This window comes from Micromonospora sp. NPDC049645, assembly GCF_040675155.1.
Lineage (GTDB): Bacteria > Actinomycetota > Actinomycetes > Mycobacteriales > Micromonosporaceae > Micromonospora.
Genome location: NZ_JBFAOI010000006.1, coordinates 228,671 through 249,330, shown reverse-complemented (window position 1 = coordinate 249,330; position 20,660 = coordinate 228,671). Strand labels below are relative to the sequence as shown.

Below are 20,660 nucleotides of genomic sequence, written 5' to 3'. Positions count from 1 at the left end.
CGGGCGGGCGGAGCTGACCGGGAAGTGATCAAGGCCATCCGTTGTTGCCAGACTCTGGCAACAACGATGCTTGGGAAATAGGCTGACCCACGCCGGCCCGGCCGGGCCGCTGACGCGTGGGAGGTCGCGTGGAGACACTGGCGATGCACATCTCGAACGGGATCATCGATGGTCCCGTGGCGGCGGTCTTCGCTGCGCTCGCTCTTGCCGCACTCACCGCCTGCGTGCTGCGCGCCCGGCGCGACCTGGACGACCGGCTGGCCCCGATGGCGGGCCTGGTGGCGGCATTCATCTTCGCCGTCCAGATGCTCAACTTCCCGATCTTCACGGCCGGCGTCAGCGGCCACCTGCTCGGCGGGGCGCTCGCCGCCATGCTGGTCGGCCCGTGGGTCGGCGCGCTCTGCGTCGCCGTGGTGCTTGTCGTACAGGCACTCATCTTCGGCGACGGCGGCGTGGCGATGCTCGGCCTCAACATCACGAACATGGCGCTGCTCGGCACCGCCGTGGCGTACGTGCTGATCGCGGTGCTGCTGCGGGTGCTGCCCCGTACGCGGGCCGGCCTGGCCGTGACCGCGTTCGTCGCCGCGATGATCAGCGTGGTGGTCGCGTCGCAGGGCTTCGTCCTGCAGTACTGGCTGGGTGGCACCACCGACCTGGGTAACAACCTGGGTGGTCTGGCCGGCACGATGGCCGGCGTCCACCTGCTGATCGGCATCGGCGAGGGCCTGATCACGGCCACCACCGTGCTCACCGTCGCGAAGGTACGCCCCGACCTGGTGTACGCGCTGCGTTCCCTCCGCGCGCCCGCCGCCCCCGCCGTCCCGGTCCCCGGAGGTGTCCGATGAAGAACCGTCAATGGGCCTTCCTGGCCGGCGGCCTGCTGGTCGCCCTGCTGCTCGCCGGCGTGGTCAGCAACTACGCCTCGTCCCACCCGGACGGGCTGGACTCGTCGCTGCTCAAGGGCTGCACCGTCGACGCCGACGACAACATCGTCGGCGGGAGCTGCCCGGCCCAGCAGGCCCGCGACCACGAACTCGCCGACAGCCCACTGGCCGACTACGGCGTACGGGGCGTGGGCAACAGCTTCGTCTCCACCGGCCTCTCTGGGGTGCTCGGGGTGCTGGTCACCTTCGCGATCGGGGCCGGCGGGTTCTGGTTGCTGCGCCGCCGGGGCACCACACCGACCGACGGCGACGCGACGACGGCCACCGAGGGCGACGCCGCGACGTCGACCGGCGACCGGCGCCACGCCGACGCCAACGGCTGAGCAGGGGAACGCGGATGGGTGCCGGTCACGGGCACGTGCTGTACCGCGAGTCGGACTCGCCGGTGCACCGGCTCCCGCCCGAGGTGAAGATCGTGGCGATGGTGGTCTTCACCATCGCCGTGGTGGCCACCCCGCGCGAGGCGTTCTGGGCCTTCGGCGGGTACGCCCTGCTGGTGGCGGCGGTGGCGGCGCTGGCCCGGGTGGGCCCGCGCTGGTTGCTCGGCCGAGCGTTGATCGAGCTGCCGTTCGTGCTGTTCGCCGTCGCCCTGCCGTTCCTCGGCAGCGGCGACCGGATCGAGGTGCTGGGCCTGCGCCTGTCCGAGGACGGCCTGCACGGGGCGTGGAACATCCTGGCCAAGGGCACCCTGGGGGTGCTCGCCTCGCTGCTGCTCGCCGCGACCACCACCACCCGGGATTTGATCGTGGGGCTGGACCGGCTGCGCTGCCCGCAGGTGCTCACCCAGATCGCCACGTTCATGCTGCGCTACCTCGACGTGCTGGTCGGCGAGGCGCGGCGGATGCGGGTGGCCCGGATCTCCCGTGGTGACGACCCGCGCTTCCTGTGGCAGCTGCGCGGCTTCGCCGCCGGGATCGGGGCGTTGTTCCTACGCGCCTTCGAGCGCGGCGAGCGGGTCTATCTGGCGATGCTGTCCCGGGGTTACACCGGGCGGATGCCCGCCGTGTGGCAGGGCGAGGGCGCGGCGAGCGTCGGCCAGTGGCTGGTCGCGGCGACGGTGCCGGTGTTGGCGGCCTCCATCGCCGCCACCGCCGTCGTGCTGTCATGATCGGAGTCGTGCAGACCGCTGTCTCGCTGGACGTCCGGGGCGTTCGCTACGCGTACCCGGACGGGCACGTCGCCCTGCACGGGGTGGACCTGACCGTGCCGCGCGGCGACCGGGTGGCGCTGCTCGGGCCCAACGGCGCCGGCAAGACCACGCTGGTGCTGCACCTCAACGGCATCCTCACCCCGACCGAGGGCATCGTGAACGTGGGCGGGCTGACGGTCACCCCGGATCGGGCCACCCTGGCCGAGGTGCGTCGCCGGGTGGGCATCGTCTTTCAGGACCCGGATGACCAGCTGTTCCTGCCCACCGTGGCGGAGGATGTGGCGTTCGGGCCGGCGAACCTGGGCCTGCGCGGGGCCGAGTTGGCCGCCCGGGTCGACGAGGCGCTCACCGCGGTGGGGATGAGTGAGCACCGGGACCGGGCGCCGCAGCACCTGTCGTTCGGGCAGCGCCGCCGGGTGGCGGTGGCCACCGTGCTCGCCATGCATCCGGAGATCCTGGTGCTCGACGAGCCGTCGTCGAACCTGGACCCGGCGGCCCGCCGTGAGCTGGCCGAGATCCTGCGCGGCCTGCCGGTGACCCTGCTGATGGTCACCCACGACCTGCCGTACGCGGCGGAGCTGTGCGAGCGCTCGGTGATCCTGGACCAGGGCCGGATCGTCGCCGACGCCCCCACCAACACCCTGCTCCGCGACACCGCCCTGCTGACAAGACACCGCCTGGAACTGCCCTACGGCTTCACCCCGCAGGCGTAGACCCGCGCTGCGCGGCCTCCGCCCGCGGTGCCCTGGCGGTGGCGCGGGAGGCGGCGTGCAGGCGGAGGATGCCGGCGAACGTCGCGCCGGTGCCGGTGATCAGGAGCACCGCCACCATGACCCGGGCGACCTCCGGCGACCAGGGCACCGGGGCGATGGCGCGGGCGAACACGGCGGCGTTCGCCGCTCCGGCGAACAGCGCCAGGCAGGCCCCGGCCAGCGCGACCACGAAGTCGGCGGCCGGGCGACGGCGCAGCGCGTACCAACCGGCGGCGATCGCGCCGACGCCGGTGAGCAGCGACCAGACCTGCCCGGACAGCAGCCCGACCAGCACCCCGCCCACACCCTGGGCGCCCGCGTCCAGCTCGCGCCCCACCGGGTACCCGACGGCCAGCGCGCCGCCGACGATCAGCAACGCGCCCAGTGCGGACAACGCGCGGGCACCGGCCGGGGCGGTGGCCGCGGCCAGGCCGAGCGCGCCCACCGCGAGCAGCCCCACGACGGTCAACGCCCACCAGGTGTACGCGTCCGGCGGCGGCACCCAGTCCAGCGTGCCCCCGATCACCACCGGGTCGGCGCCGTCGCGCAGCGGGACGGTCCAGTCCCGGACCCGGTGCTCGCGGTCGGGGGCGGTGCGTACCGCCGCCGGTGGCGAGGACTCCTGCCAGAGCGCGCGCTGGTCGTGCCAGCGGGCCGTGGCGCCGTCGGCGATCCGCCGCCAGGACGGTGGGGCGGCCGGGTCGGCCTCGGCCGGCAGCGCGGTGTCCCCGGTGATGGTGCGGTTCAGGTAGGTGGCGGGGGAGCGGCTGTTCTCGTAGACCCCGTCCGGGCCGACGCGCAGGTACGGCTCCCCGGAGTAGCCGATGACCTCGACGGCGCGGCCGGTGCGGTTGGTCAGCTCCAGTCGGGCGCCCGCCTCGATGACGCGTACCTCCAGCCCTGGCCGAGCCGGGGTCACGCCGGTGGTCCGGGTGCGGTAGTCGGTGCCGTCCGGCGCGTCCCCGCCGTGCGCGGCGGCGGGCGCCGCGCCGAGCAGGGTCGCCAGGCCGGCTGCGGCGGCGACCAGGCCGGCGCGACCCAGCAGCGTACGGATCACTTGCCGGCCGCCGCCACGGCTGCGGTGAGAGCGTCCGGGGTGGGGTTCTCGACGGGCTGACCGTTGACCCTGACGGTCGGTGTGCCGGTGACGTTGCTGCGGCTGGCGTCGTCGGTGACGTGTTCGGTCCACGTCCGGTACGTCTCGTCCTTCACACAGCCGGCGAAGGCGGCCCGGTCGAGGCCCACCCCGACGCCGATGTCGATCAGTTGGTCGTCGGTGAGCCCGGCGCTGCCCTCCGGCGGCTGCTGGGCGAAGAGCGCCTTGGCGTAGTCGTGGTACTTGCCGCCCGCCGCGGCGCAGCCGGAGGCCGCCGACGAGCGGGTGGAGTACTCGGTGGTGGAGAAGCGGTTCAGGAATGCGACCGGGTGGTAGACCACCTTCGCCTTGTTCTCGGCCACCAACTGTTCGAGTGTCGACCCACTGGTCTGCTCGAACTGCTTGCAGATCGGGCAGAGGAAGTCCTCGTAGACGTCGACGGTGACCGGGCCGCCGCCGGTGACGATGCCGGTGCCGGCCGCGTTGGCGCCGGGCGGGGTGATGAAGTCGCCGGAGCGCTGGTTGGACCAGACGACCCAGCCGACGACGCCGGCGACGACCAGGACGACGACCGCGGCGGCGGAGACCCAGATCGTGCGGCGGCGGCGCCGCTCGCGGGCGAGTTGCTCGCGGACCACCCGAGCGGCGTCCCGCTGCCCCTTGCGACTACTCATCCTCGTCCTCCACAACGGGTTCCCCGGACAACCACCCGTCCACCGATACCGGCGTACGCGGCCAGATCAGCAGAAATCCGGCCAGAATCAAGAATCCCAGGTCCCGGAGGATCTCCGGGAGGTAACTCGGGGCCTGCCCCGCCGCCAGTTGCCCGCCGCTGCCGAAGCAGCCGCAGTCGATCGCCAGCCCACGCGCCCACGCCGAGGCGATCCCCACGATGAAGACCACCAGCAGCGCGGCGGAGACCCCGGCGACGAGCCGGGTGGCCAGCCCGAGCAACAACAGCACGCCCAACGCCAGCTCGACGAAGGGCAGCGCCGCGCCGATCACCGTCGCCACGTCGTACGGCAGCACCTGGTACGCGTTCACCGCCCGCCCGGAGGCGGCCAGGTCGCTGACCTTCGACGCGCCCGCGACCAGCCACACGGCGGCCAGGCCGAGGCGGGCCGCGGTGCCGAGCCAGGGCCGGAGCGCGGGCCAACGGCCGGCCGGGGTGGAAGGGGGTGCGGTCACGCTCATTTGTCGTCCCGTCCGCGTCGGAAGTTCCCCGCTCAGCCGGTCAGGGCGTCGCCGACCGCCTCGACCAGCTCGTCGCGGGCCCGGGCGACCCGGGAACGGATGGTGCCCACCGGCACCCCTTCGACGGCGGCGGCCTCGGCGTACGACAGGCCGAGCAGTTGGGTGAGTACGAACGCGGAGCGCCGCTCGGCGCCGAGCCGGCGGACCAGGTCGGCGGCCCCGAGCTGGCCGGCCGGGTCCGGGTGCGGGCGGTCGGTGTACGCGTTCGCCGTCAGACGCTCGTCGAGTCGCCGACGCCGGATGACCGTGCGGAGGTGGTCGGCGCAGGCCCGCCGGGCGATGCCGAGCAGCCAGGTGCGGACGCTGGAGCGACCCTCGAACGCGGGCAGGGCCCGAAATGCCCGCAGGTAGGTCTCCTGGGTCAGGTCGTCGGCGCTGTCCGGGTCGACCAGGGCGGCGGCGAAGCGCCACACCTCGGCCTGGGTGAGCCGGACGAACGCCGCCTGGGCGGTCGGGTCACCGTCGCGGGCGGTCAGCGCCCACTCGGTTGCCGGGTCCCGGGCGACCTCGTCGACCGGCTCGGCCGGACCGGCGGCACCGGTGTCACGCGGGACAGGGATCACGACAAACCAGGTTACGCGGCACCCGGCGGCGCGTCAGGGTCGTTCGACCCCTGGATGGTCTGCGCCACGTCGGGAACTTTTCCCCACCACCGGCCGACTACCAGGTCATGACGCGCGACCGCAGAAGCGACCACCCCCCTCGGGTCGCCGAAGGGGACAACCATCGGCGACCATGGCCGGCATGACTGTCGCCCCCCGTCGCTGGGCCGCCCGGCTGGCCGCAGCCGCCGGCCTCCTGGTCACCCTCGTCGCCTTGCTGATCGCGCCAGCCACCCCGGCCAGCGCCCACGCGGTGCTGGAAAGCAGCAGTCCGGCCGCCGCGTCCATCGTGCCGAGCGGGCCGTCCGAGGTGACCCTGACGTTCAGCGAGTCGGTCCGCAAGGTGCCTGGCAAGATCCGGGTCATCGCGCCGGACGGGTCCCGGGCCGACCGGGGCGAACCGTCGTTCAGCGGCGGTGTCGTGACCATCCCGGTGGACCCGGGCGGCGCGCGCGGCACCTACCTGGTCAGCTTCCGGGTGATCTCCGCCGACAGTCACCCGGTCTCCGGGGCCTTCACCTACTCGGTCGGTGCCCCCTCGACCCCACCCGTCGACTCGGGCACGGACAGCCGCGCCAACCCGGTGGTGGGCACGGCCGTGAAGGTGGCCCGCTTCCTCGGCTACGCGGGCCTGGTCCTGCTGGTCGGGCCGGCGCTGGTGCTCGCCGCGCTCTGGCCGCGACGGCTCTCCCGGCGCGGGCCGACCCGGCTGGCCTGGACCGGCCTCGGCCTGGTGGCCTTCGCCACCCTCGCCGACCTGTGGTTGCAGGTGCCCTACACGGCCGGTGGTGGTCTGTTCGAGGTCACCGGCGAGGGGTTCGGCAGTGTCTTCGGCAGCGCCTTCGGTGCCGCCCACCTGGTCCGACTCGGCCTGCTGGCGGCGTCCGTCTTCCTGCTCCGCCCGCTGCTGGCCCGGCCGGCCGGCCGGGCGGACGCGATCATCCTGGCCGTGCTCGGCGGCGCCGCACTGCTGACCTGGCCGCTGGCCGGGCACCCGGCGGCCTCCCCGGCGCCGGCGGTCTCGGTGGTGGTCGACGCGGTCCACCTGGGCAGCATGGCGGTCTGGCTGGGTGGTCTGCTCATGCTCGCCGTCTTCCTGCTGCGGCAGGCCGACGAGCGGGAGTTGGGCGCGATCCTGCCGATCTGGTCGCGTTGGGCGGCGCTCGCCGTCTCGGCGCTACTGCTGGCCGGCACCGTTCAGGCGCTGATCGAGGTGGCCACCCCGCAGGCGCTCTTCGACACCACGTACGGGCGACTGCTGCTCGCCAAGATCGGGCTGTTCGCGCTGGTCATCGCCGTGGCCGCGTACTCCCGGCAGTTGGTGCGCAGCCGCGTCGCGGCGCAACGCCCGGTGCCGGTGCGCCGGGCGGTCCTGGTGGAGTTGGCCGTCACCGTGGTGGTGCTGGCTCTCTCCGCCACCCTCGTGCAGACCACGCCGGCCCGTACCGCGGTGGCCGGGCCGTCCGCCGGGGCCGAGGCCGGCCTGTTCAGCACCCGGTTGTCCAGCCCGCTCTTCTCCATGGAGGTCGAGGTGAGCCCGGCCGAGCGGGGCAACAACTCGATCCACCTGTACGCGTACGGCAAGGACAACCAACCACTGCCGGTGGCGGAGTGGAAGGCGACCGCCGCGCTGCCGTCGGCCGGGATCGAGCCGATCGAGGTGCCGTTGCTGCCGCTGACGGACAGCCACGCCTACGGCGACATCAGCCTGCCCGCCGCCGGCGAGTGGCAACTGAAGATCACCGCCCGAACGACCGACATCGACCAGGCCACGGTGACCGCCACCGTGCCCATCCGTTAGAGAGGTTCGCGAAACCCATGACCCGATTCCGGCGCACCGCAACCGCCGCTGCCGCCCTGGCGTTCACCGCCGCCGCCACCGCTGTGCTCGGCTTCGCCGGACCGGCGTCCGCCCACGTCACGGTGAACCCGAAGGAGGCGACCCAGGGCGGCTACGCCCGGGTGGCGTTCCGGGTGCCCAACGAGAGCGACAGCGCGTCGACCGTCAAGCTCGAGGTGGTGCTCCCGGAGAACGCCCCGCTCGGCTCGGTGTCGACCATGCCGGTCCCCGGTTGGACGGTGGCCGTCGAGAAGCGCAAGGTGGACCCGCCGATCGAGGTGCACGGCAGCCCGATCACCGAGGCGGTCTCCAAGCTGACCTGGACCGCGTCCGGTGACGCGGGCGTGAAGCCGGGTCAGTTCCAGGAGTTCCCCGTCTCCATGGGCCCGCTGCCGCAGGTCGACTCGATGGTCTTCAAGGTCCTGCAGACCTACTCGGACGGCAACATCTCGCGCTGGATCGACGAGCCGGCGCCGGGCGCCGAGGAGCCGGAGCACCCGGCGCCGGTGCTCACCCTCGCCGCCGCCGCGGCGGCGCCGTCCGGCTCCGCCGCGCCGAGTGCGGCGGCCGTGGCGACGACCGGCGACGACGATGACGACGAGGGCAACGGGCTCGCGGTCGGCCTCGGTGTGGCCGGTCTCGTCGCCGGACTGGCCGGCCTGGTGCTGGGCGGGCTGGCGTTCACGCGTACGCGCCGGGAGCCGGTCGCCAAGCCCTGACCCCGAGACGCCCGCTGGCCCGCCGGATCATCCGGCGGGCCAGCGCGCTTTCCGGAGTCGGTGCCGACCGTGCCGTGGATATCCCCTGATCAGACGGGCTACGTCGGTAAGGTCGGCCGGGTGTTCGACTACGGAAGGGGACGGTGCGGATGCGGTTCGTGCGGGTGATTGCCGGAGTGCTGCTGTTGGTCGTCGGAATCCCGGCGCTGTTCGCCGGTGGCGGGCTGTGGCTGGTTGGGCGACACGCCGACCCTGGTGGGGCCTTCGCCGCCCGCTTCGAAACGGTTCGCACACCCGGTCACGCGGTCGTGGTCACCGATGTCGACCGGTTGCTGCGGCAGGAGGCGCCCTTCGCGCGTACCGCCCAGACCCGGCTGCGACTGGACGCCCACACCCCGGACGGCCCCGCCTTCGTCGGCTTGGCGCCCACCGTCGAGGTGCGTGGCTGGCTGGAAGCGGTGCCGCACGCCGCCGTCCGCCGGGTGGCGCTGGCCCGGGGTCCGCTGCCGGTCCGGCTGGACCCGGCCGGACCGGCCGCCGACGCCCCGGGCGTCGCGACGGCCGACGAGCCGGTCACGCCGCTGGGTCGGCCCTTCTGGGTACGCGAGGGAATCGGCTCGCTGGAGTGGAGCGCGGAGGATTTGGCCGGCGAACCGATGAGCCTGGTGGTGATGCGCCCCGACGGGGGTGCCGACCTGGCCCTGGACCTGCGCGCCGAGTTGCGGGCCGGCTGGACGGGCCCGGCCACCTGGGGTCTGCTGGCCGTCGGCGTGCTGCTGATGGTGGGCGCGGCGGTGCTCCTGCTGCGACCGGTACGCCCGCGCGAGGTGATCTTCGTGGTCGAACCGGATCAGGTGCCGGTGCTCGCCGGCCGGCTCGGGGTCACCTCGCTGAGCGGTCTGGGCTCGCGGGAACCCGACTCGGCCCCGCCGATGCCGGCCCGGGAACTCACTCCGGTCGGCTCGGGCGCGCGGGAGCGGCCCCGGTCGGCGATCGGCGCGCAGCCGGCGCGGCCGGCCACCCTCGCCGACCTGGACGAGCCGTCCCGCCTACCCCGCCCACCGGAGGTGACGCTGAGTCTGGCGTGGCCGCCTCCCGACCCGGACGAGGCCACGGCCCGGCCGGTGCCGGCGCGCCCGGTTGACGGTCCGACCGGCTGACGGCTCCGCCGGTTGACGGTGTGACCGGTTGACGGTGTGACCGGTTGGCGGTCCGGCCGGTTGGCGGTCCGGCCGGTGTTGGCCGGTCCCGGCCTGACCCGTGGCGGAGGGAAAACGGCGAGTGGCCCTCCGCGCTGCCGACGTGGAGGGCCACCCTCACCGGGGGATCGGTGCTACCCGAGCGACGCTTGAGGTAGATGAGGACAGGTTAGCGCCGAACATGGCTACTCGGGAGGTCTGTCCAGTTGGTGCGATTTTCCACACCGAGCCCCGACCGCACCGGCAACGCCACCAGTAGCACCAGACTGAGCAGCACGTAGGTGTTCTGCAGGACGAAGTCCAACGGGTCATGAGTGCGGACCGCTGCCACGCCCCAAGCCTGGAACGTCACCACGCCGTAGATGGTCAGGGCGGCGATCGCCACCGCGAGCCCGGCCAACCACTGGCGGCGGCGTAGCTCGTCCGGACGGTCGGCGCTCAACGCCGCGTCGGCGAGCAGCACCACCGCCGGCACGAACCAGTAGATGTGGTGGGTCCAGGTGATCGGGCTCGCCAGGGAGCCCACCAGCCCGGTCAGCGTCAACCCCGTCAACTGGTCGCCGGCCCGCGCGGCGCGGGCGGCCCGCCACAGCCCGTAGCCGGCGACCACGGCGACCAGCAGCAGCCAGAGCAGCCGGTCCGGCTTTTCCGGCGCGGTGAACCGACTGAGCAGGCCGAACAGCGACTGGTTGCCGACGATGTCGGTGCGTCCCACCCGCTCGGTGGTCCACAGCTCGTGCGTCCAGAACCGCCACGAGTCCCGCGGGGCGATCGCCGCCGCGAGCAGGGTCGCCGCCGCGGCCGTCACGCTCGCCACCGCGGCGGCCCGCCACCGCCGGGTGGCCAGCAGGTACACGATGAAGATGCCGGGAAAGAGCTTGAGCGCCGTCGCCAGCCCCACGCCCACCCCGGCCCAGCGCCGCGCCTGCGGCACCGCGAACAGCAGGTCGGCCAGGATCAGCACGATCAGCAGCATGTTGATCTGGCCGAAGGTGATCGTCTCGCGGATGCTCTCCACGCTCAGTACCAGCAGCACGGCGGCGATCAGGGTGAACGTTCGGGGCAGGTCGTGTCGGGCGATCACCGGAGTCACCAGCCATCGGGTGGTCAGCACCACGGCCAGCACGGTGAGCACCGTGAAGATCGTCACGGTGGCGCCGAGCCGCAGCAGACCGAACGGCCACAGCAACAGCGCGCTGAACGGCGGGTAGGTGAAGTACAACTCGCCCTGCACCCGGTCGGGTTGGACGTAGTCGTAGAGCGGGTGGCCGACGCGCCACCAGTCCATCGCGGACATGTAAATCTTGAGGTCGAAGAAGTTGTGCACGAGGCCGGGCAGGTACAGCGCTGGCAACACGGCGCCGAGAGCCACCACCGCGACCAGACGACGGACCGTACGGCCGCCGGGATCGTCTTCGGTGACGGCGGGCGGTGCGACGGGTTCTGCTGGCACCCCGAAACCCTAGCGGGCCGGTCCGCCGAGAGCGCGCAGCCGCGGGGCGTGGGCTGCGCGTAGGCTGTGCCGGTGGCTGATCTCCTCGTCTGGATCGACTGTGAGATGACTGGGTTGGACCTCGGCAGGGACAAACTGATCGAGGTTGCGGCACTGGTCACCGATCCCGACCTCAACGTGCTGGGTGACGGCGTCGACGTGGTCATCCACGCCGATGAGGAGGCACTGGAGGGGATGCCGGAGATCGTCCAGACGATGCACGCAAAGTCCGGCCTCACCGAGGAGGTCCGCCGCTCGGCGGTCACCCTCGCCGAGGCCGAGGACCTGGTCCTGGATTACGTCCGCACCTTCGTCAAGGAACCGCGTACGGCGCCGCTGTGCGGCAACTCGATCGCCACCGACCGGGGCTTCATCGCCCGGGACATGCCCCGCCTCGACGCGCACCTGCACTACCGGATGATCGACGTGTCGTCGATCAAGGAACTGTGTCGTCGCTGGTACCCGCGGGTGTACTTCGGTCAGCCGCAGAAGGGTCTCGCGCACCGGGCGCTGGCCGACGTCCGGGAGAGCATCCGCGAGTTGGAGTACTACCGGCGCACGCTCTTCGTTCCGCTGCCCGGTCCGGATGTCGACACCGCCAAGGCCATCGCCGCCGAACTCTGACCCGCGACCGGCTCGTACCGGGGACCAGGGAACCCGCTGGACGGGGCGCGCCGCGATGTGGCTATTATTGGTCCGCACCCCGCCCGGAGCGATCGACCGGGCGACGGCGGCATGGTGGCTGTAGCTCAGTTGGCAGAGCACCGGGTTGTGGTCCCGGTTGTCGTGGGTTCAATTCCCATCAGTCACCCAGTTGGTTTCACTGCTCAGGCCCCCTCTTCGGAGGGGGCCTGAGTCGTTGTGGGGCGAAGCAGGGGCCTACGCGAGAGTGCCCCCTCCGAGGAGGGGGCACTCGTCCGACGGGCTCAGGCGGTCGGTGTGGGAGACGGGGTGACCGCCCCATCCGGAGCCGGGGTGGTGGTGTCCGGGTCAGCGGGAGGCTCGTACGGAAGGGCGCTGCCCTTGACGTACTCGTCCCAGCTCATGTTCCAGTCCGTCCAGCCGTTGCCGTTCTGCAACTTGCGCTCGGTGCCCTTTACCGTGATCGGGTCGCCGATCTGGGTGTTCTTGAAGAGCCAGTCGCCGTTGGCCATCGACACGTTCACGCAGCCGTGCGAGACGTTCACGCTGCCCTGCTGGCCCTCGGACCAGGGTGCCGCGTGGATGAACTCCCCGCCCCAGGTCAGCCGCTGCGCGAAGTCAATCTTGGTGCGGTAGCCCTCCTCCGGGCCCAGCTCCTCGAACGTGTCGAAGACCGTCTTGCGCAGCTTCTCGATCACGACCATGGTGCCGCTCGACGACGGGGTGCTCTTCTTGCCGAGGCTGACCGGAATGGTCTTGATCACAGAGCCGTTGCGGGTCACCGTCATCCGCTTGGTCTTGTTGTCCACCGTCATGACCAGCGAAGCGCCGATCTTGACGTCCACCGAGAGGTCGGCGCGGCCGTACCAACCCTCACCCATCGGCAGACCGCCGGCCTGCACCCGGTAGGAGACCTTGCTGTCGGGCTTCCAGAACTCCTTCGGCCGGTAGCGGATCTCGGTGGGGCTGACCCAGTGCCAGATTCCCTCCTGCGCCGGCGTCGAGGTGACCGTCATCCGTCGCTGCACGTCGTCGCGGTAGTCCTCCGGGATGCCCCGGCTGAACTTCACGATCAGCGGCATGCCCACGCCGACCACCTGGTTGTCACCGAGGAAGCTGCTCACGCGTACCTGGTTGCCCGGCTTGGCCATGGTCGTGAAGGCGCTGGTCGCGGTGGCCGGACGACCGTCGTCGCCGGTGGCGGTGACGGTGGCCGTGTAGCTCGTGCCGTACTCCAGGGCACCGGCCGGCAACCACGACTTGCCGTCCTTGGCGAGGGCGCCCTCGACCGTCTTGCCGGCCGCGTCCTTCAGCTCGACGGCGGTCTCCACGGCGTCCTTCGTGGTGAAGGTGATGCCGGTGGACGCCGGCACATCCTTGGCGTCGGCCGCCGGCTCGCTGATCGTCGCCGCCGCCTTCGGTGCCGGGTTCTCCCCGCCGCCGTGCCACGAGGACGGCTTGCCGCCGTCGCCGGCGGTGCAGGCGGAGGTGAAGGCCAGCGCCACGGCGAGAAGCCCCGCCGCGAACACGCGGCGTCGCCCACCGGGCCTGATCAGCTGGTCCTGGCTAGCTCGCATGATTCCCTCACAGTCGTGGTCGCTGCCCCATCGTCTCCTACTGACGCGCCAGAGCCGGCCCCGGTTGCCGAGGGTGAACCGAAACACGCCACCAATAGTGCCCGAATTCTGCTACTATCCGGCGTTTCGTGAGCCTGGCTCATCTCCGTACCGAAACTCAGGGGTCGCCGCGCCGTCCATGCACGGCGGGGAATGCAAGGGTACGCGCCGGCCCGGCCAACGGCCGGGCCGGCGCGACCAGGCGGACGGACGGCTCAGATCGCCGGACCCGACCCACCCTTGGGCACCGGCACCGCGCTGCCCTTGATGAACTCCGACCAGCTCAGGCTCCACGCCGTCCAGCCGTTGCCGGCGGCGATCCTGCGTTCGGTGCCCTTGATCGTGATCGGGTCACCGATCCGGGTCTTGTCGAACAACCACCTGGCGTTCGCCATCGACACGTTCACGCAGCCGTGCGAGACGTTCTGCCGCCCCTGCACGTGCTCCGACCAAGGCGCGGCATGGATGTACTCGCCACCCCAGGTGAGCCGCTGGGCGAACTGGATGTCAGTCACGTAGCGGTTGGCCGGGTCCGGGTCGTCGCGGGTGTCGAAGACCGTGGCTTCCTTCTTCTCCATCACGACCATCGTGCCGCTCGACGACGGCGTGCTCTTCTTGCCCAGGCTCACCGGGATGGTGCGGATCAGCGCGCCGTTCTCGTGCACCGTCATCTTCTTGTTGGCGTTGTCGACCTTCATCTCGAACGCCCGGCCGATCTTCGCCGTGGCCTTGCGGTCGATGTCGCCGTACTTGCCGTTGCTCAGCGGCATCCCGGCGAGCGCGATCCGCACGGTGATGGTGGTGCCCGGCCTCCAGTACTCCGGGGCCCGGTAGTAAGCCTGCGTGCCGTTGTCGACCCAGTGCCACGCGCCCGGCTGCGGCGGGTCGGTGCGGACGAACATCCGCTTCTGCACCGCCGCCCGGTCCTTCTTCGGGATGCCCGGGTGGAACTCGGTGACCACCGGCATGGCCACCCCGTAGCTCTTGTCGTCGAACAGGTACAGGCCGGACCCGATTGTCGACTTCGGCTTGGCCATCGTGGTGAAGCTGCTGGTGCCCTGGCTGCTCGTACCGTCGGACCCGGTCGACGTCACCGTGGCCGTGTAACGGGTGCCGTACTTCAGTGGGGCGGACGGCACCCAGGACGAGCCATCGGTGCGCAGCTTGCCCTCCACCGAACCGCCGCCGTCCGCCGTCAGGGTGACCGCGGACACCTTCCCGCCGCTCGGGAGCTTCGCGCTGATTTCCGTGCTCACCGGCCTGTTCTTCGCGCCGTCGGTCGGGCTCAGCGTGAGCGCCGGCCCGCTCGGCGCGCTCGGCGTCGACGGTGCGGCTGAGTCAGGGGAGGCGCTGGCGTCCGATGACGCCCCGCCAACGAATTCCGGCTTCTTGTCGTCGCCGCCGCCGCACCCAGTCAGTGCCAGCGACGCCACCAGAGTCAGAGCGCCCACCACCGCCCCGGCTCGCGTGAACCGTGCCATGCCCACCTCTGTTCTCGCGTACCTGGCGGACATCGTGCCGCATGGCCGCCGCAACCCACGCCCCGATCTTGGTGGCGATGGTTGGTTTGGGGCTTTTGCCGGCAAAGCTCGTCCGAAGGGGGGACCCGGGTAACCGAATTGGAGCCCGCTCAGGAGGGGTGCTAATGTTCTCTCCGTTGCCGACGAGCGCCGCTAGCTCAACTGGCAGAGCAGCGGACTCTTAATCCGCGGGTTCGGGGTTCGAGTCCCTGGCGGCGCACCAACGATCAAGGTCCTGACCTGGTGGTTCACACTGGGGCAGGGCCTTTTTCGTGTACGGCGGTGGTGGGTGGTCGCTCGGTGGGGTGCTCGGGAGCCGTTGGGACCGGGCCGAGCATGGGTCCGCGTCGACGCTGGACGTGGACTTGTCTGCGCGGTGTCGCGGCTGACCGCTCACCGGGATCTGGTGTGGCTGCGCGCCGCGAGCGCTCGGCGGAGGACGGACCGGGATCACGGCCGAGGGGACGACGTGCCCCGGCGCGCCCTGACGGCGTCGGGTCGGCCGGTTCCGTTGCGGTTGGGTCAGCGGTCCTCCGGTCTGGCGGATGCCCTGTTGTCCCTGCCGTTGGTCGAGGTGTCGCGGCGCAACCCGGGGCGGTGCGAGTTGTTCCAGTGGTTGGCGACGATGGAGACTTCGGCGTGGTTGCGCCAGCACGACCTGGCGCAGCTTCGGGCCGACGGCTACGGCGTCTGGCTGCAGGACGGGTGGTGTCTGCGGTTCCTGGTACACGTCGATCGTGGCCCGATCGGCGACGTTGTCGCCGAGTACGAGCGGCCGGCGTCAGGGTTGGGTGGACTGTTGGGCGACTACCGGCGTGCGGATCGGCTGGTGCCGGTCGGGGCGGTTCTGCTGATCGCGCAGGATGCCGAGCGGGAGGAAGGACTGCAGGCCGACCTGCTTCGTGGGCCGCTGCCGAACGTTGTCGCCACGACCACGCGGCCGCTGTTGTATCGCCACTGGCCGGACGAGCAGGTGTGGCAGGTGCCGGGCGAAGGCGGCAGACGTTGCCTTGTCGAGGTCGGATCCTGACCGCACCCCTTCACGATTCCTTGGCCGTCGCCAGCCCTCCGGTCCTGACGAAGTCAGCGGCGTGGTGCTGGAGTCAGCGGCGCTGAGGGGATCAGCCATGTCGCCCGCTTCGATGAGATCGCCGAATACCATCGGGCCCACCAGCCGCCGGCGCTGGTCCTGTGGGGACGACGCGACGCGTACTTCGATGTTGACGAGGTCCTCGCCTACCACCGCGCCCTCGATCGCATGGACGCGCACATCTACGACGGCGGGCACTTCTTGCTGGAGACGCACGCGGCCGAGTGCGCCAAGCTCATGCGGGCGTTCGTGCTCGACAACGCTTGAGCTGGTTCGCCGCTTCATGCGGACGGCCTCGAATCAGGTCTCGCTTTGGGCTGCGGCCACACCACGCCTGCTGCTGAACGTCTACGCGGACGGACCCCTCGGCTTCATTCGAGCCGCCCCTCAGCGGCCACGGACCCCGCGGCGAGTCTGGCGTCTCTCCTTAGTCGGCGTGCGGCTGACTTGGTTGTCGGACGGGACGCCGCCGGCCGGCCTGGCTTCCGCGTTCACTGCGCCAGCGCGGCGCCGCGATGCTCCTGCGGGCTGATGCCGTACACGCGTTTGAATGCCGAGCTGAGGGCGAACCCGCTGCCGTAGCCGACCTGTCGAGCTACGGCGTTGAGCGTGGCGTCGGATTGGCGCAGTAGGTCGGCGGCGAGGGCCAGGCGCCACTCGGTCAGGTATGTCATCGGTGGGGTGCCGACGGCGTTGCGGAAGCATTCGGCCAGTGTCGCCCGTGATACGCCGACCTCGGCGGCGACCCGCGCCAGCGTCCAGTCGTTCGCCGGGTCCTCGTGGAACAGGCGCAGCGCCTCGCCGGCAACCGGGTGGGTGTGGGCCCGGTACCAGGCCGGGGCCTCAGTCTCGGGCCGGTCTAACCACACCCGAAGCACTGAGATGAGCAGGAGGTCTAGCAGGCGGTCGAGCATGACGCCCTGAGCCGGGCCTTGTTTGGTGACCTCGCTGGCGAGCACCGGGATGAGCGTCGAGTCCCAGGTGTCGTCCGACACGACCAGCAGCGGCGGCAGCACGTCGAGCAGGCGCTGGCCGACGGCTCCTACCTCCTCGTACACGCCGAGCAGCATCTGCACCGACCCTTGCGGGTTGCTGCCCCAGGTGCGCACCCCGAGCGCCATCCGCTCGCGCAGCTCGACGCCCTCGGGCGTGACGCACTGCTGTCCGGGGTGCACGATGACCTGCGGCGGTGTCGCCGTGTCATCGCTCATCACGTAGGGGTCCGGCCCACGGACGATGGCAACGTCGCCCGGGCGCAGCCGCACCGGCTCGCCGTGGCCGGGCTCGACGTACGCCTCGCCGCTGAGCATGACTGCGAGGCATAGCGGCGACCCGTCCTGGACCCGGATCGACCACGGAGGGTCCAGCACGATGCGGAGGAGGAAAGCCCCGCTGGCGCGCGGCCCCTCAAGCAACCCTGCGAGTGCGTCCACCGTACCAAGAGTAGACGATCGATTATGTGTTCCGTGATCTCAGCCATGGACCGTCCAAAGAGTGCCCATCAAACTTCAGCTATGACAACGAACGAGCACACAACGTTGGTCCTCGGTGGTACTGGCCGGGTCGGCCGCCGGGTGACCCGGAGGCTGATCGAGCGCGGTGTGAGGGTACGGGCTGGCTCCCGCGCCGGCGAGCCCCCGTTCGACTGGGAGGACTCCTCGACCTGGGCCGGTGCGGTGGCTGGCGTCAAGGCGGCCTACTTGATGTATTACCCCGAGGTCGAATGGCCCGGCGCTAGCGACGCCATCGCCGCCGTGGCCCGGCTGGCGGTCGATGCCGGCGTTGAGCGTCTGGTCCTGTTGTCCGCCCGAAACCAGGACGAGGCCGTCCGATGCGAGGACGCCGTGACGAGCCTCCCGGTCGAGTGGACGATCGTCGCTTCGGCCTCGTTCAACCAGAACTTCGACGAGGGCGTGTTCCTCGAGCCGTTGCGCCACGGTGTGCTGGCCCTGCCCGCCGGTGGCAACGCCGACCCGTTCATCGACGCCAACGACATCGCCGATGTCGTGGTGGCGGCCATCACCGAGCACGGCCACGCGGGCGAGCGCTACGAGCTGACAGGTCCCCGACTGTGGACCTTCGCGGAAGGCGTCGCCGAGATCGCCCGTGCAACCGGCCGTGACCTCCGCTACGTGCCGATCACCCGGGAGCAGTTCGCCGACGCGATCGTCAATGACGGTGCCCCGCGCGAATTTGCCGAACCGCTGGCCACACTGATCTCCGAGTTCTTCGACGGCCGGAACAGCTCATTGGCCGACGGCGTCGAGCGTGCCCTGAACCGCAAGCCCCGCGACTTCGCGGACTGGGTGGCCGAGATCGCCCCCACCGGGGTGTGGGACGCGACTAGATGATCAGCCTTAAGGTCCCGTTGCGCTACGGCACGCACCGGTGGGAGTAAGGGGGCCCAGGATCAGCGTCGGCGACTGCTACCTCGGCCGCCTGCCGTAACCGGCTGGTCAGCCTGGATCGGGGGAGGACCTGCGTGACCTACTCGGCGAACGACTTCCGGGGACAGGTCGGAGTCGGGCGGTACCAGCGGCGCTCGCGCCAGCAGCCGTACCGGCCGCCCGGCGACCGGCAGATCCTGCGGCCGGGTCGTCGTCCCCAGCTTCACCCGCAGCGCCCGCCGTGGGGTAAATCCCACCTCCGTTCCAGGGGCTAGGCCCACTGACGTCACGCCCGACCTCGACGAGCATGACTGGCATGACTGAATTCGACAGCCGGGTTGCTCGATGGCGCATCCGACATCCATGGTGGGCGACCGGTCTGTGGCCCGCCTCTGTCGCCACCACCGTGGTGCTGGATGGCATGGTCGAGAACAAGCAGGCAGAGTTCAGCGAGTTTGCCCGGGCTGAGGAACTCCAGGAGGCGGTAGGACTCGAGCGGCCGCCGGTCGAAGGCGTGCTCGTGACCCCCGGCGGGCCCGAGGGGCGCGCCGCGATCCAGGACGCGTTGGCCCGGCGCGTGCCGCTTTCGGAGGTGGCGGAGGTCGGTGGGCCGGTGCCCTCGCCGGCGGGTGTCCTGGGACCGGTGACGGTGATGGCATCTACCCAGAGGAGGAATTAGTGCTTCACAGCATCTCTCGTCGGAATGTCCTCAGGGCCGGGTTGGCCGCGGGCGCTGGCGCGGTGACAGGGCTGACTCGATCGGCGCCGGCGGGTGCGGCGAGGGGAAGCGTGATTGCGTTCCTCGGGGTCACGGTGATCGACACCACCGGGGGGCCGTCAAGGCCAGACCAAGCCGTGGTCGTCCAAGGGGATCGGATCATCGGGCTGGGTGGGCGGCGCAATGTCCGCGTCCCGCCTGGTGCGACGGTCGTCGATGGCACGGGGAAGTTCCTGATCCCGGGTCTGTGCGATATGCACGTCCACAGCGACGTTCACGAGGCGATCATCCCACCGTTGTACATCGCGAACGGGATCACAACGGTGCGCGAGATGTCGGGAGCCGACCATCTCCACCAATGGCGGGATCGAATCGAGGCCGGCAGCCTGCTGGGCCCACGCTCCATCATCGCGAGCCCTTTGATCGACGGCGCTCCGGGTCTGTGGGCGGGCCTGAACGCGGTCTCGTACATCGAGGTGACCAACGAACGGGAGGCGCGAGCGGCGGTCCGCCGGGTCGTCCGGGACGGTGCGGACTTCGTCAAGGTCTACTCACGACTGTCTCCCGAGGCGTACTTCGCCGTCGTTGACGAGGCTCGACGCCAACAAGTCCCGTTCGTCGGACACTGCCCCGACAACGTGCCCATCACCGAGGCCAGTCGGGCCGGGCAGCGCAGCCTCGAGCACATGTGGGGGACCTGGTACTCGACCTCCAGCCGGGAAGCGGAGATACGCCGGGCGATCGCCGAGATCCAGATCGAGCCTGGTGACTACAACAGCTGGTTCAACCAGGTGCATCCGTTGAACTGGCTGGCCGCGCACAGCTATCAGCCCGACAAGGCGGCCGTGGTCTTCGCGGAATTCGTTGCCAACCAGTCCAGGCAGGTCCCGACCCTCATCGCAATGCGGGCGATCGCCATGCCCGACGAGGTGTCGCGAACCGACGAGCGGCTTAAATACCTGCCGGCCACCACGGCCGAGGAATGGTGGTGGGCGCTGGACGAGCTGTTCGCGGCCGGCCGTGGTCCGACCGAGGTTGCCCAGCACCGGGAGCTTTTCGACCGCCAGCTCCGGCTGGTCGACGAGATGCGCCGGGCCGGGGTGCCGATGCTGGCGGGCACCGACAGTGCCACGCCTGGTTGCTTTCCCGGGTTCGCCTTGCACGATGAGCTGGCGCTGCTCGTGCGGGCGGGCCTCACCCCCATGCAGGCGCTCCAAGCGGCGACCCTCGAGCCGGCCCGATTCCTCGGCCGGCAGGACCACGAGGGGACGATTCGCCGCGGCAACCTAGCCAACCTGGTGCTGCTGGACGCCAACCCGCTCGACGACATCCGCAACACCCAGCGGATCCGGGCGGTGGTGGTGCGGGGTCGATTTATCTCGGCCGAGGAGCGGGAGCGCATGCTCACCAAGGTCGAGGCCGCGGCGAGGGATGTCCCCGCCGATGCCCGCGCCACGGTGGGCTGTCCCTGCATGGCCCGATCACGCTGATCACTGCCACTACTCTGATCACTCCCTCGCGGTACGTACGTACCGCGAGGGAGTGATCAGTTACTGCACTCGGCGGGCCGGCGACGAGCGTGCCCAGGTCGCGTTTGGGCTGTGACCACACGCTCTCGGTCGGGTTGAGATCCGAGGCG

At 71.1% G+C, this 20,660-nt stretch carries 19 protein-coding genes, 2 tRNA genes and 1 pseudogene; 14 read left to right on the top strand and 8 right to left on the bottom strand.

From position 1 onward, the window contains the following. The first annotated feature begins 128 nt into the window (after positions 1 to 128). The 4 genes from AB0J33_RS16665 to AB0J33_RS16650 are packed head-to-tail and all read left to right on the top strand — an operon-like array spanning position 129 to position 2,807. Positions 129 to 845: an energy-coupling factor ABC transporter permease gene (locus AB0J33_RS16665; RefSeq protein WP_363614344.1), complete on the top strand. Its 717-nt coding sequence runs from the start codon at positions 129 to 131 to the stop codon at positions 843 to 845. Next, a complete protein-coding gene (locus AB0J33_RS16660) occupies positions 842 to 1,267 on the top strand; it encodes a PDGLE domain-containing protein (RefSeq protein ID WP_363614342.1) in 426 nt (141 codons plus the stop codon). Before AB0J33_RS16665 ends, AB0J33_RS16660 begins: the two co-directional genes overlap by 4 nt. Positions 1,268 to 1,281: 14 nt before the next feature. Further along, positions 1,282 to 2,052, top strand: a complete 771-nt coding sequence (gene cbiQ, locus AB0J33_RS16655; RefSeq protein WP_363614340.1) for a cobalt ECF transporter T component CbiQ — start codon at positions 1,282 to 1,284, stop codon at positions 2,050 to 2,052. Beyond that, on the top strand, positions 2,049 to 2,807 hold the full coding sequence (locus AB0J33_RS16650; protein ID WP_363614338.1) for an ABC transporter ATP-binding protein: 759 nt from the start codon (positions 2,049 to 2,051) through the stop codon (positions 2,805 to 2,807). Before cbiQ ends, AB0J33_RS16650 begins: the two co-directional genes overlap by 4 nt. Here the strand turns inward: AB0J33_RS16650 and AB0J33_RS16645 are convergent. Genes AB0J33_RS16645 through AB0J33_RS16630 form a run of 4 tightly spaced genes read right to left on the bottom strand, consistent with a single transcriptional unit; the run spans position 2,791 to position 5,759 of the window. Continuing rightward, a complete protein-coding gene (locus AB0J33_RS16645; RefSeq protein ID WP_363614336.1) occupies positions 2,791 to 3,903 on the bottom strand; it encodes a hypothetical protein in 1,113 nt (370 codons plus the stop codon). The genes AB0J33_RS16650 and AB0J33_RS16645 overlap by 17 nt on opposite strands. Continuing rightward, positions 3,900 to 4,616 (bottom strand): thioredoxin domain-containing protein, encoded by a 717-nt coding sequence (locus AB0J33_RS16640; protein ID WP_363614334.1) that lies wholly within the window; start codon positions 4,614 to 4,616, stop codon positions 3,900 to 3,902. The genes AB0J33_RS16645 and AB0J33_RS16640 overlap by 4 nt, the downstream gene beginning before the upstream one ends. Further along, positions 4,609 to 5,136 (bottom strand): MauE/DoxX family redox-associated membrane protein, encoded by a 528-nt coding sequence (locus AB0J33_RS16635; protein WP_363614332.1) that lies wholly within the window; start codon positions 5,134 to 5,136, stop codon positions 4,609 to 4,611. The genes AB0J33_RS16640 and AB0J33_RS16635 overlap by 8 nt, the downstream gene beginning before the upstream one ends. Positions 5,137 to 5,168: 32 nt before the next feature. Next, the gene (locus AB0J33_RS16630) at positions 5,169 to 5,759 is read right to left on the bottom strand and encodes a sigma-70 family RNA polymerase sigma factor (protein ID WP_363614330.1); all 591 of its coding nucleotides are present in this window, start codon (positions 5,757 to 5,759) and stop codon (positions 5,169 to 5,171) included. 172 nt (positions 5,760 to 5,931) lie between these two features. On the opposite strand from AB0J33_RS16630, the gene AB0J33_RS16625 reads away from it, so the two are divergent. The 3 genes and pseudogenes from AB0J33_RS16625 to AB0J33_RS16615 form a co-directional block, all read left to right on the top strand. Further along, the gene (locus AB0J33_RS16625; RefSeq protein WP_363614328.1) at positions 5,932 to 7,599 is read left to right on the top strand and encodes a copper resistance protein CopC; all 1,668 of its coding nucleotides are present in this window, start codon (positions 5,932 to 5,934) and stop codon (positions 7,597 to 7,599) included. Between the two features lie 17 nt (positions 7,600 to 7,616). Further along, complete coding sequence (locus AB0J33_RS16620) at positions 7,617 to 8,357, top strand: YcnI family protein (protein ID WP_363614326.1); 741 nt, start codon at positions 7,617 to 7,619, stop codon at positions 8,355 to 8,357. A 686-nt stretch (positions 8,358 to 9,043) separates the two neighbouring features. Next, positions 9,044 to 9,343: pseudogene (locus AB0J33_RS16615) on the top strand (hypothetical protein); the annotation flags it as partial. Between the two features lie 382 nt (positions 9,344 to 9,725). Here AB0J33_RS16615 and AB0J33_RS16610 read toward each other — a convergent pair. Then, positions 9,726 to 11,009, bottom strand: coding sequence for a glycosyltransferase 87 family protein (locus AB0J33_RS16610; protein ID WP_363614324.1), 1,284 nt, complete (start codon positions 11,007 to 11,009; stop codon positions 9,726 to 9,728). Between the two features lie 66 nt (positions 11,010 to 11,075). Between AB0J33_RS16610 and orn the strand changes: the two genes are divergently transcribed. Further along, positions 11,076 to 11,672 carry an oligoribonuclease gene (gene orn, locus AB0J33_RS16605; RefSeq protein WP_363614322.1) on the top strand — a complete coding sequence of 199 codons (597 nt, stop codon included), beginning with the start codon at positions 11,076 to 11,078 and terminating at the stop codon, positions 11,670 to 11,672. A 114-nt stretch (positions 11,673 to 11,786) separates the two neighbouring features. Next, positions 11,787 to 11,859, top strand: a tRNA-His gene (locus AB0J33_RS16600). Positions 11,860 to 11,974: 115 nt separating this feature from the next. On the opposite strand, the gene AB0J33_RS16595 is transcribed toward AB0J33_RS16600, so the two are convergent. Together AB0J33_RS16595 and AB0J33_RS16590 are read right to left on the bottom strand one after the other, a co-directional pair. After that, positions 11,975 to 13,267: an Ig-like domain-containing protein gene (locus tag AB0J33_RS16595; RefSeq protein WP_363614320.1), complete on the bottom strand. Its 1,293-nt coding sequence runs from the start codon at positions 13,265 to 13,267 to the stop codon at positions 11,975 to 11,977. Positions 13,268 to 13,521: 254 nt separating this feature from the next. Continuing rightward, positions 13,522 to 14,787, bottom strand: coding sequence for an Ig-like domain-containing protein (locus AB0J33_RS16590; RefSeq protein ID WP_363614318.1), 1,266 nt, complete (start codon positions 14,785 to 14,787; stop codon positions 13,522 to 13,524). A 186-nt stretch (positions 14,788 to 14,973) separates the two neighbouring features. Here AB0J33_RS16590 and AB0J33_RS16585 point away from each other — a divergent pair. Both AB0J33_RS16585 and AB0J33_RS16580 read left to right on the top strand, forming a co-directional pair. Beyond that, a tRNA-Lys gene (locus AB0J33_RS16585) sits at positions 14,974 to 15,049 on the top strand. 402 nt (positions 15,050 to 15,451) lie between these two features. Further along, positions 15,452 to 15,856, top strand: coding sequence for a hypothetical protein (locus AB0J33_RS16580; protein WP_363614316.1), 405 nt, complete (start codon positions 15,452 to 15,454; stop codon positions 15,854 to 15,856). Between the two features lie 551 nt (positions 15,857 to 16,407). Here the strand turns inward: AB0J33_RS16580 and AB0J33_RS16575 are convergent. Then, complete coding sequence (locus AB0J33_RS16575) at positions 16,408 to 17,349, bottom strand: AraC family transcriptional regulator (protein WP_363614314.1); 942 nt, start codon at positions 17,347 to 17,349, stop codon at positions 16,408 to 16,410. 81 nt (positions 17,350 to 17,430) lie between these two features. Here AB0J33_RS16575 and AB0J33_RS16570 point away from each other — a divergent pair, with 81 nt between their 5' ends. The 3 genes from AB0J33_RS16570 (at position 17,431) to AB0J33_RS16560 (ending at position 20,511) form a co-directional block, all read left to right on the top strand. Continuing rightward, entirely contained in the window at positions 17,431 to 18,267 is an 837-nt protein-coding gene (locus AB0J33_RS16570; RefSeq protein ID WP_363614627.1) for an NmrA family transcriptional regulator, read from the top strand. Positions 18,268 to 18,619: 352 nt separating this feature from the next. Beyond that, positions 18,620 to 18,982: a hypothetical protein gene (locus AB0J33_RS16565; protein WP_363614312.1), complete on the top strand. Its 363-nt coding sequence runs from the start codon at positions 18,620 to 18,622 to the stop codon at positions 18,980 to 18,982. 110 nt (positions 18,983 to 19,092) lie between these two features. After that, the gene (locus AB0J33_RS16560; protein ID WP_363614310.1) at positions 19,093 to 20,511 is read left to right on the top strand and encodes an amidohydrolase family protein; all 1,419 of its coding nucleotides are present in this window, start codon (positions 19,093 to 19,095) and stop codon (positions 20,509 to 20,511) included. Positions 20,512 to 20,660: the final 149 nt, after the last annotated feature.

Bases quoted from the DNA above. Each gene is read 5' to 3' on its own strand.
- cbiQ (WP_363614340.1), top strand. From the start codon at position 1,282: ATGGGTGCCGGTCACGGGCACGTGCTGTACCGCGAGTCGGACTCGCCG.
- AB0J33_RS16640 (WP_363614334.1), bottom strand. From the start codon at position 4,616: ATGAGTAGTCGCAAGGGGCAGCGGGACGCCGCTCGGGTGGTCCGCGAG.
- AB0J33_RS16660 (WP_363614342.1), top strand. From the start codon at position 842: ATGAAGAACCGTCAATGGGCCTTCCTGGCCGGCGGCCTGCTGGTCGCC.
- AB0J33_RS16625 (WP_363614328.1), top strand. From the start codon at position 5,932: ATGGCCGGCATGACTGTCGCCCCCCGTCGCTGGGCCGCCCGGCTGGCC.
- AB0J33_RS16650 (WP_363614338.1), top strand. From the start codon at position 2,049: ATGATCGGAGTCGTGCAGACCGCTGTCTCGCTGGACGTCCGGGGCGTT.
- AB0J33_RS16565 (WP_363614312.1), top strand. From the start codon at position 18,620: ATGACTGAATTCGACAGCCGGGTTGCTCGATGGCGCATCCGACATCCA.
- AB0J33_RS16590 (WP_363614318.1), bottom strand. From the start codon at position 14,787: ATGGCACGGTTCACGCGAGCCGGGGCGGTGGTGGGCGCTCTGACTCTG.
- AB0J33_RS16570 (WP_363614627.1), top strand. From the start codon at position 17,431: ATGACAACGAACGAGCACACAACGTTGGTCCTCGGTGGTACTGGCCGG.
- AB0J33_RS16635 (WP_363614332.1), bottom strand. From the start codon at position 5,136: ATGAGCGTGACCGCACCCCCTTCCACCCCGGCCGGCCGTTGGCCCGCG.
- AB0J33_RS16595 (WP_363614320.1), bottom strand. From the start codon at position 13,267: ATGCGAGCTAGCCAGGACCAGCTGATCAGGCCCGGTGGGCGACGCCGC.
- AB0J33_RS16620 (WP_363614326.1), top strand. From the start codon at position 7,617: ATGACCCGATTCCGGCGCACCGCAACCGCCGCTGCCGCCCTGGCGTTC.
- AB0J33_RS16580 (WP_363614316.1), top strand. From the start codon at position 15,452: ATGGAGACTTCGGCGTGGTTGCGCCAGCACGACCTGGCGCAGCTTCGG.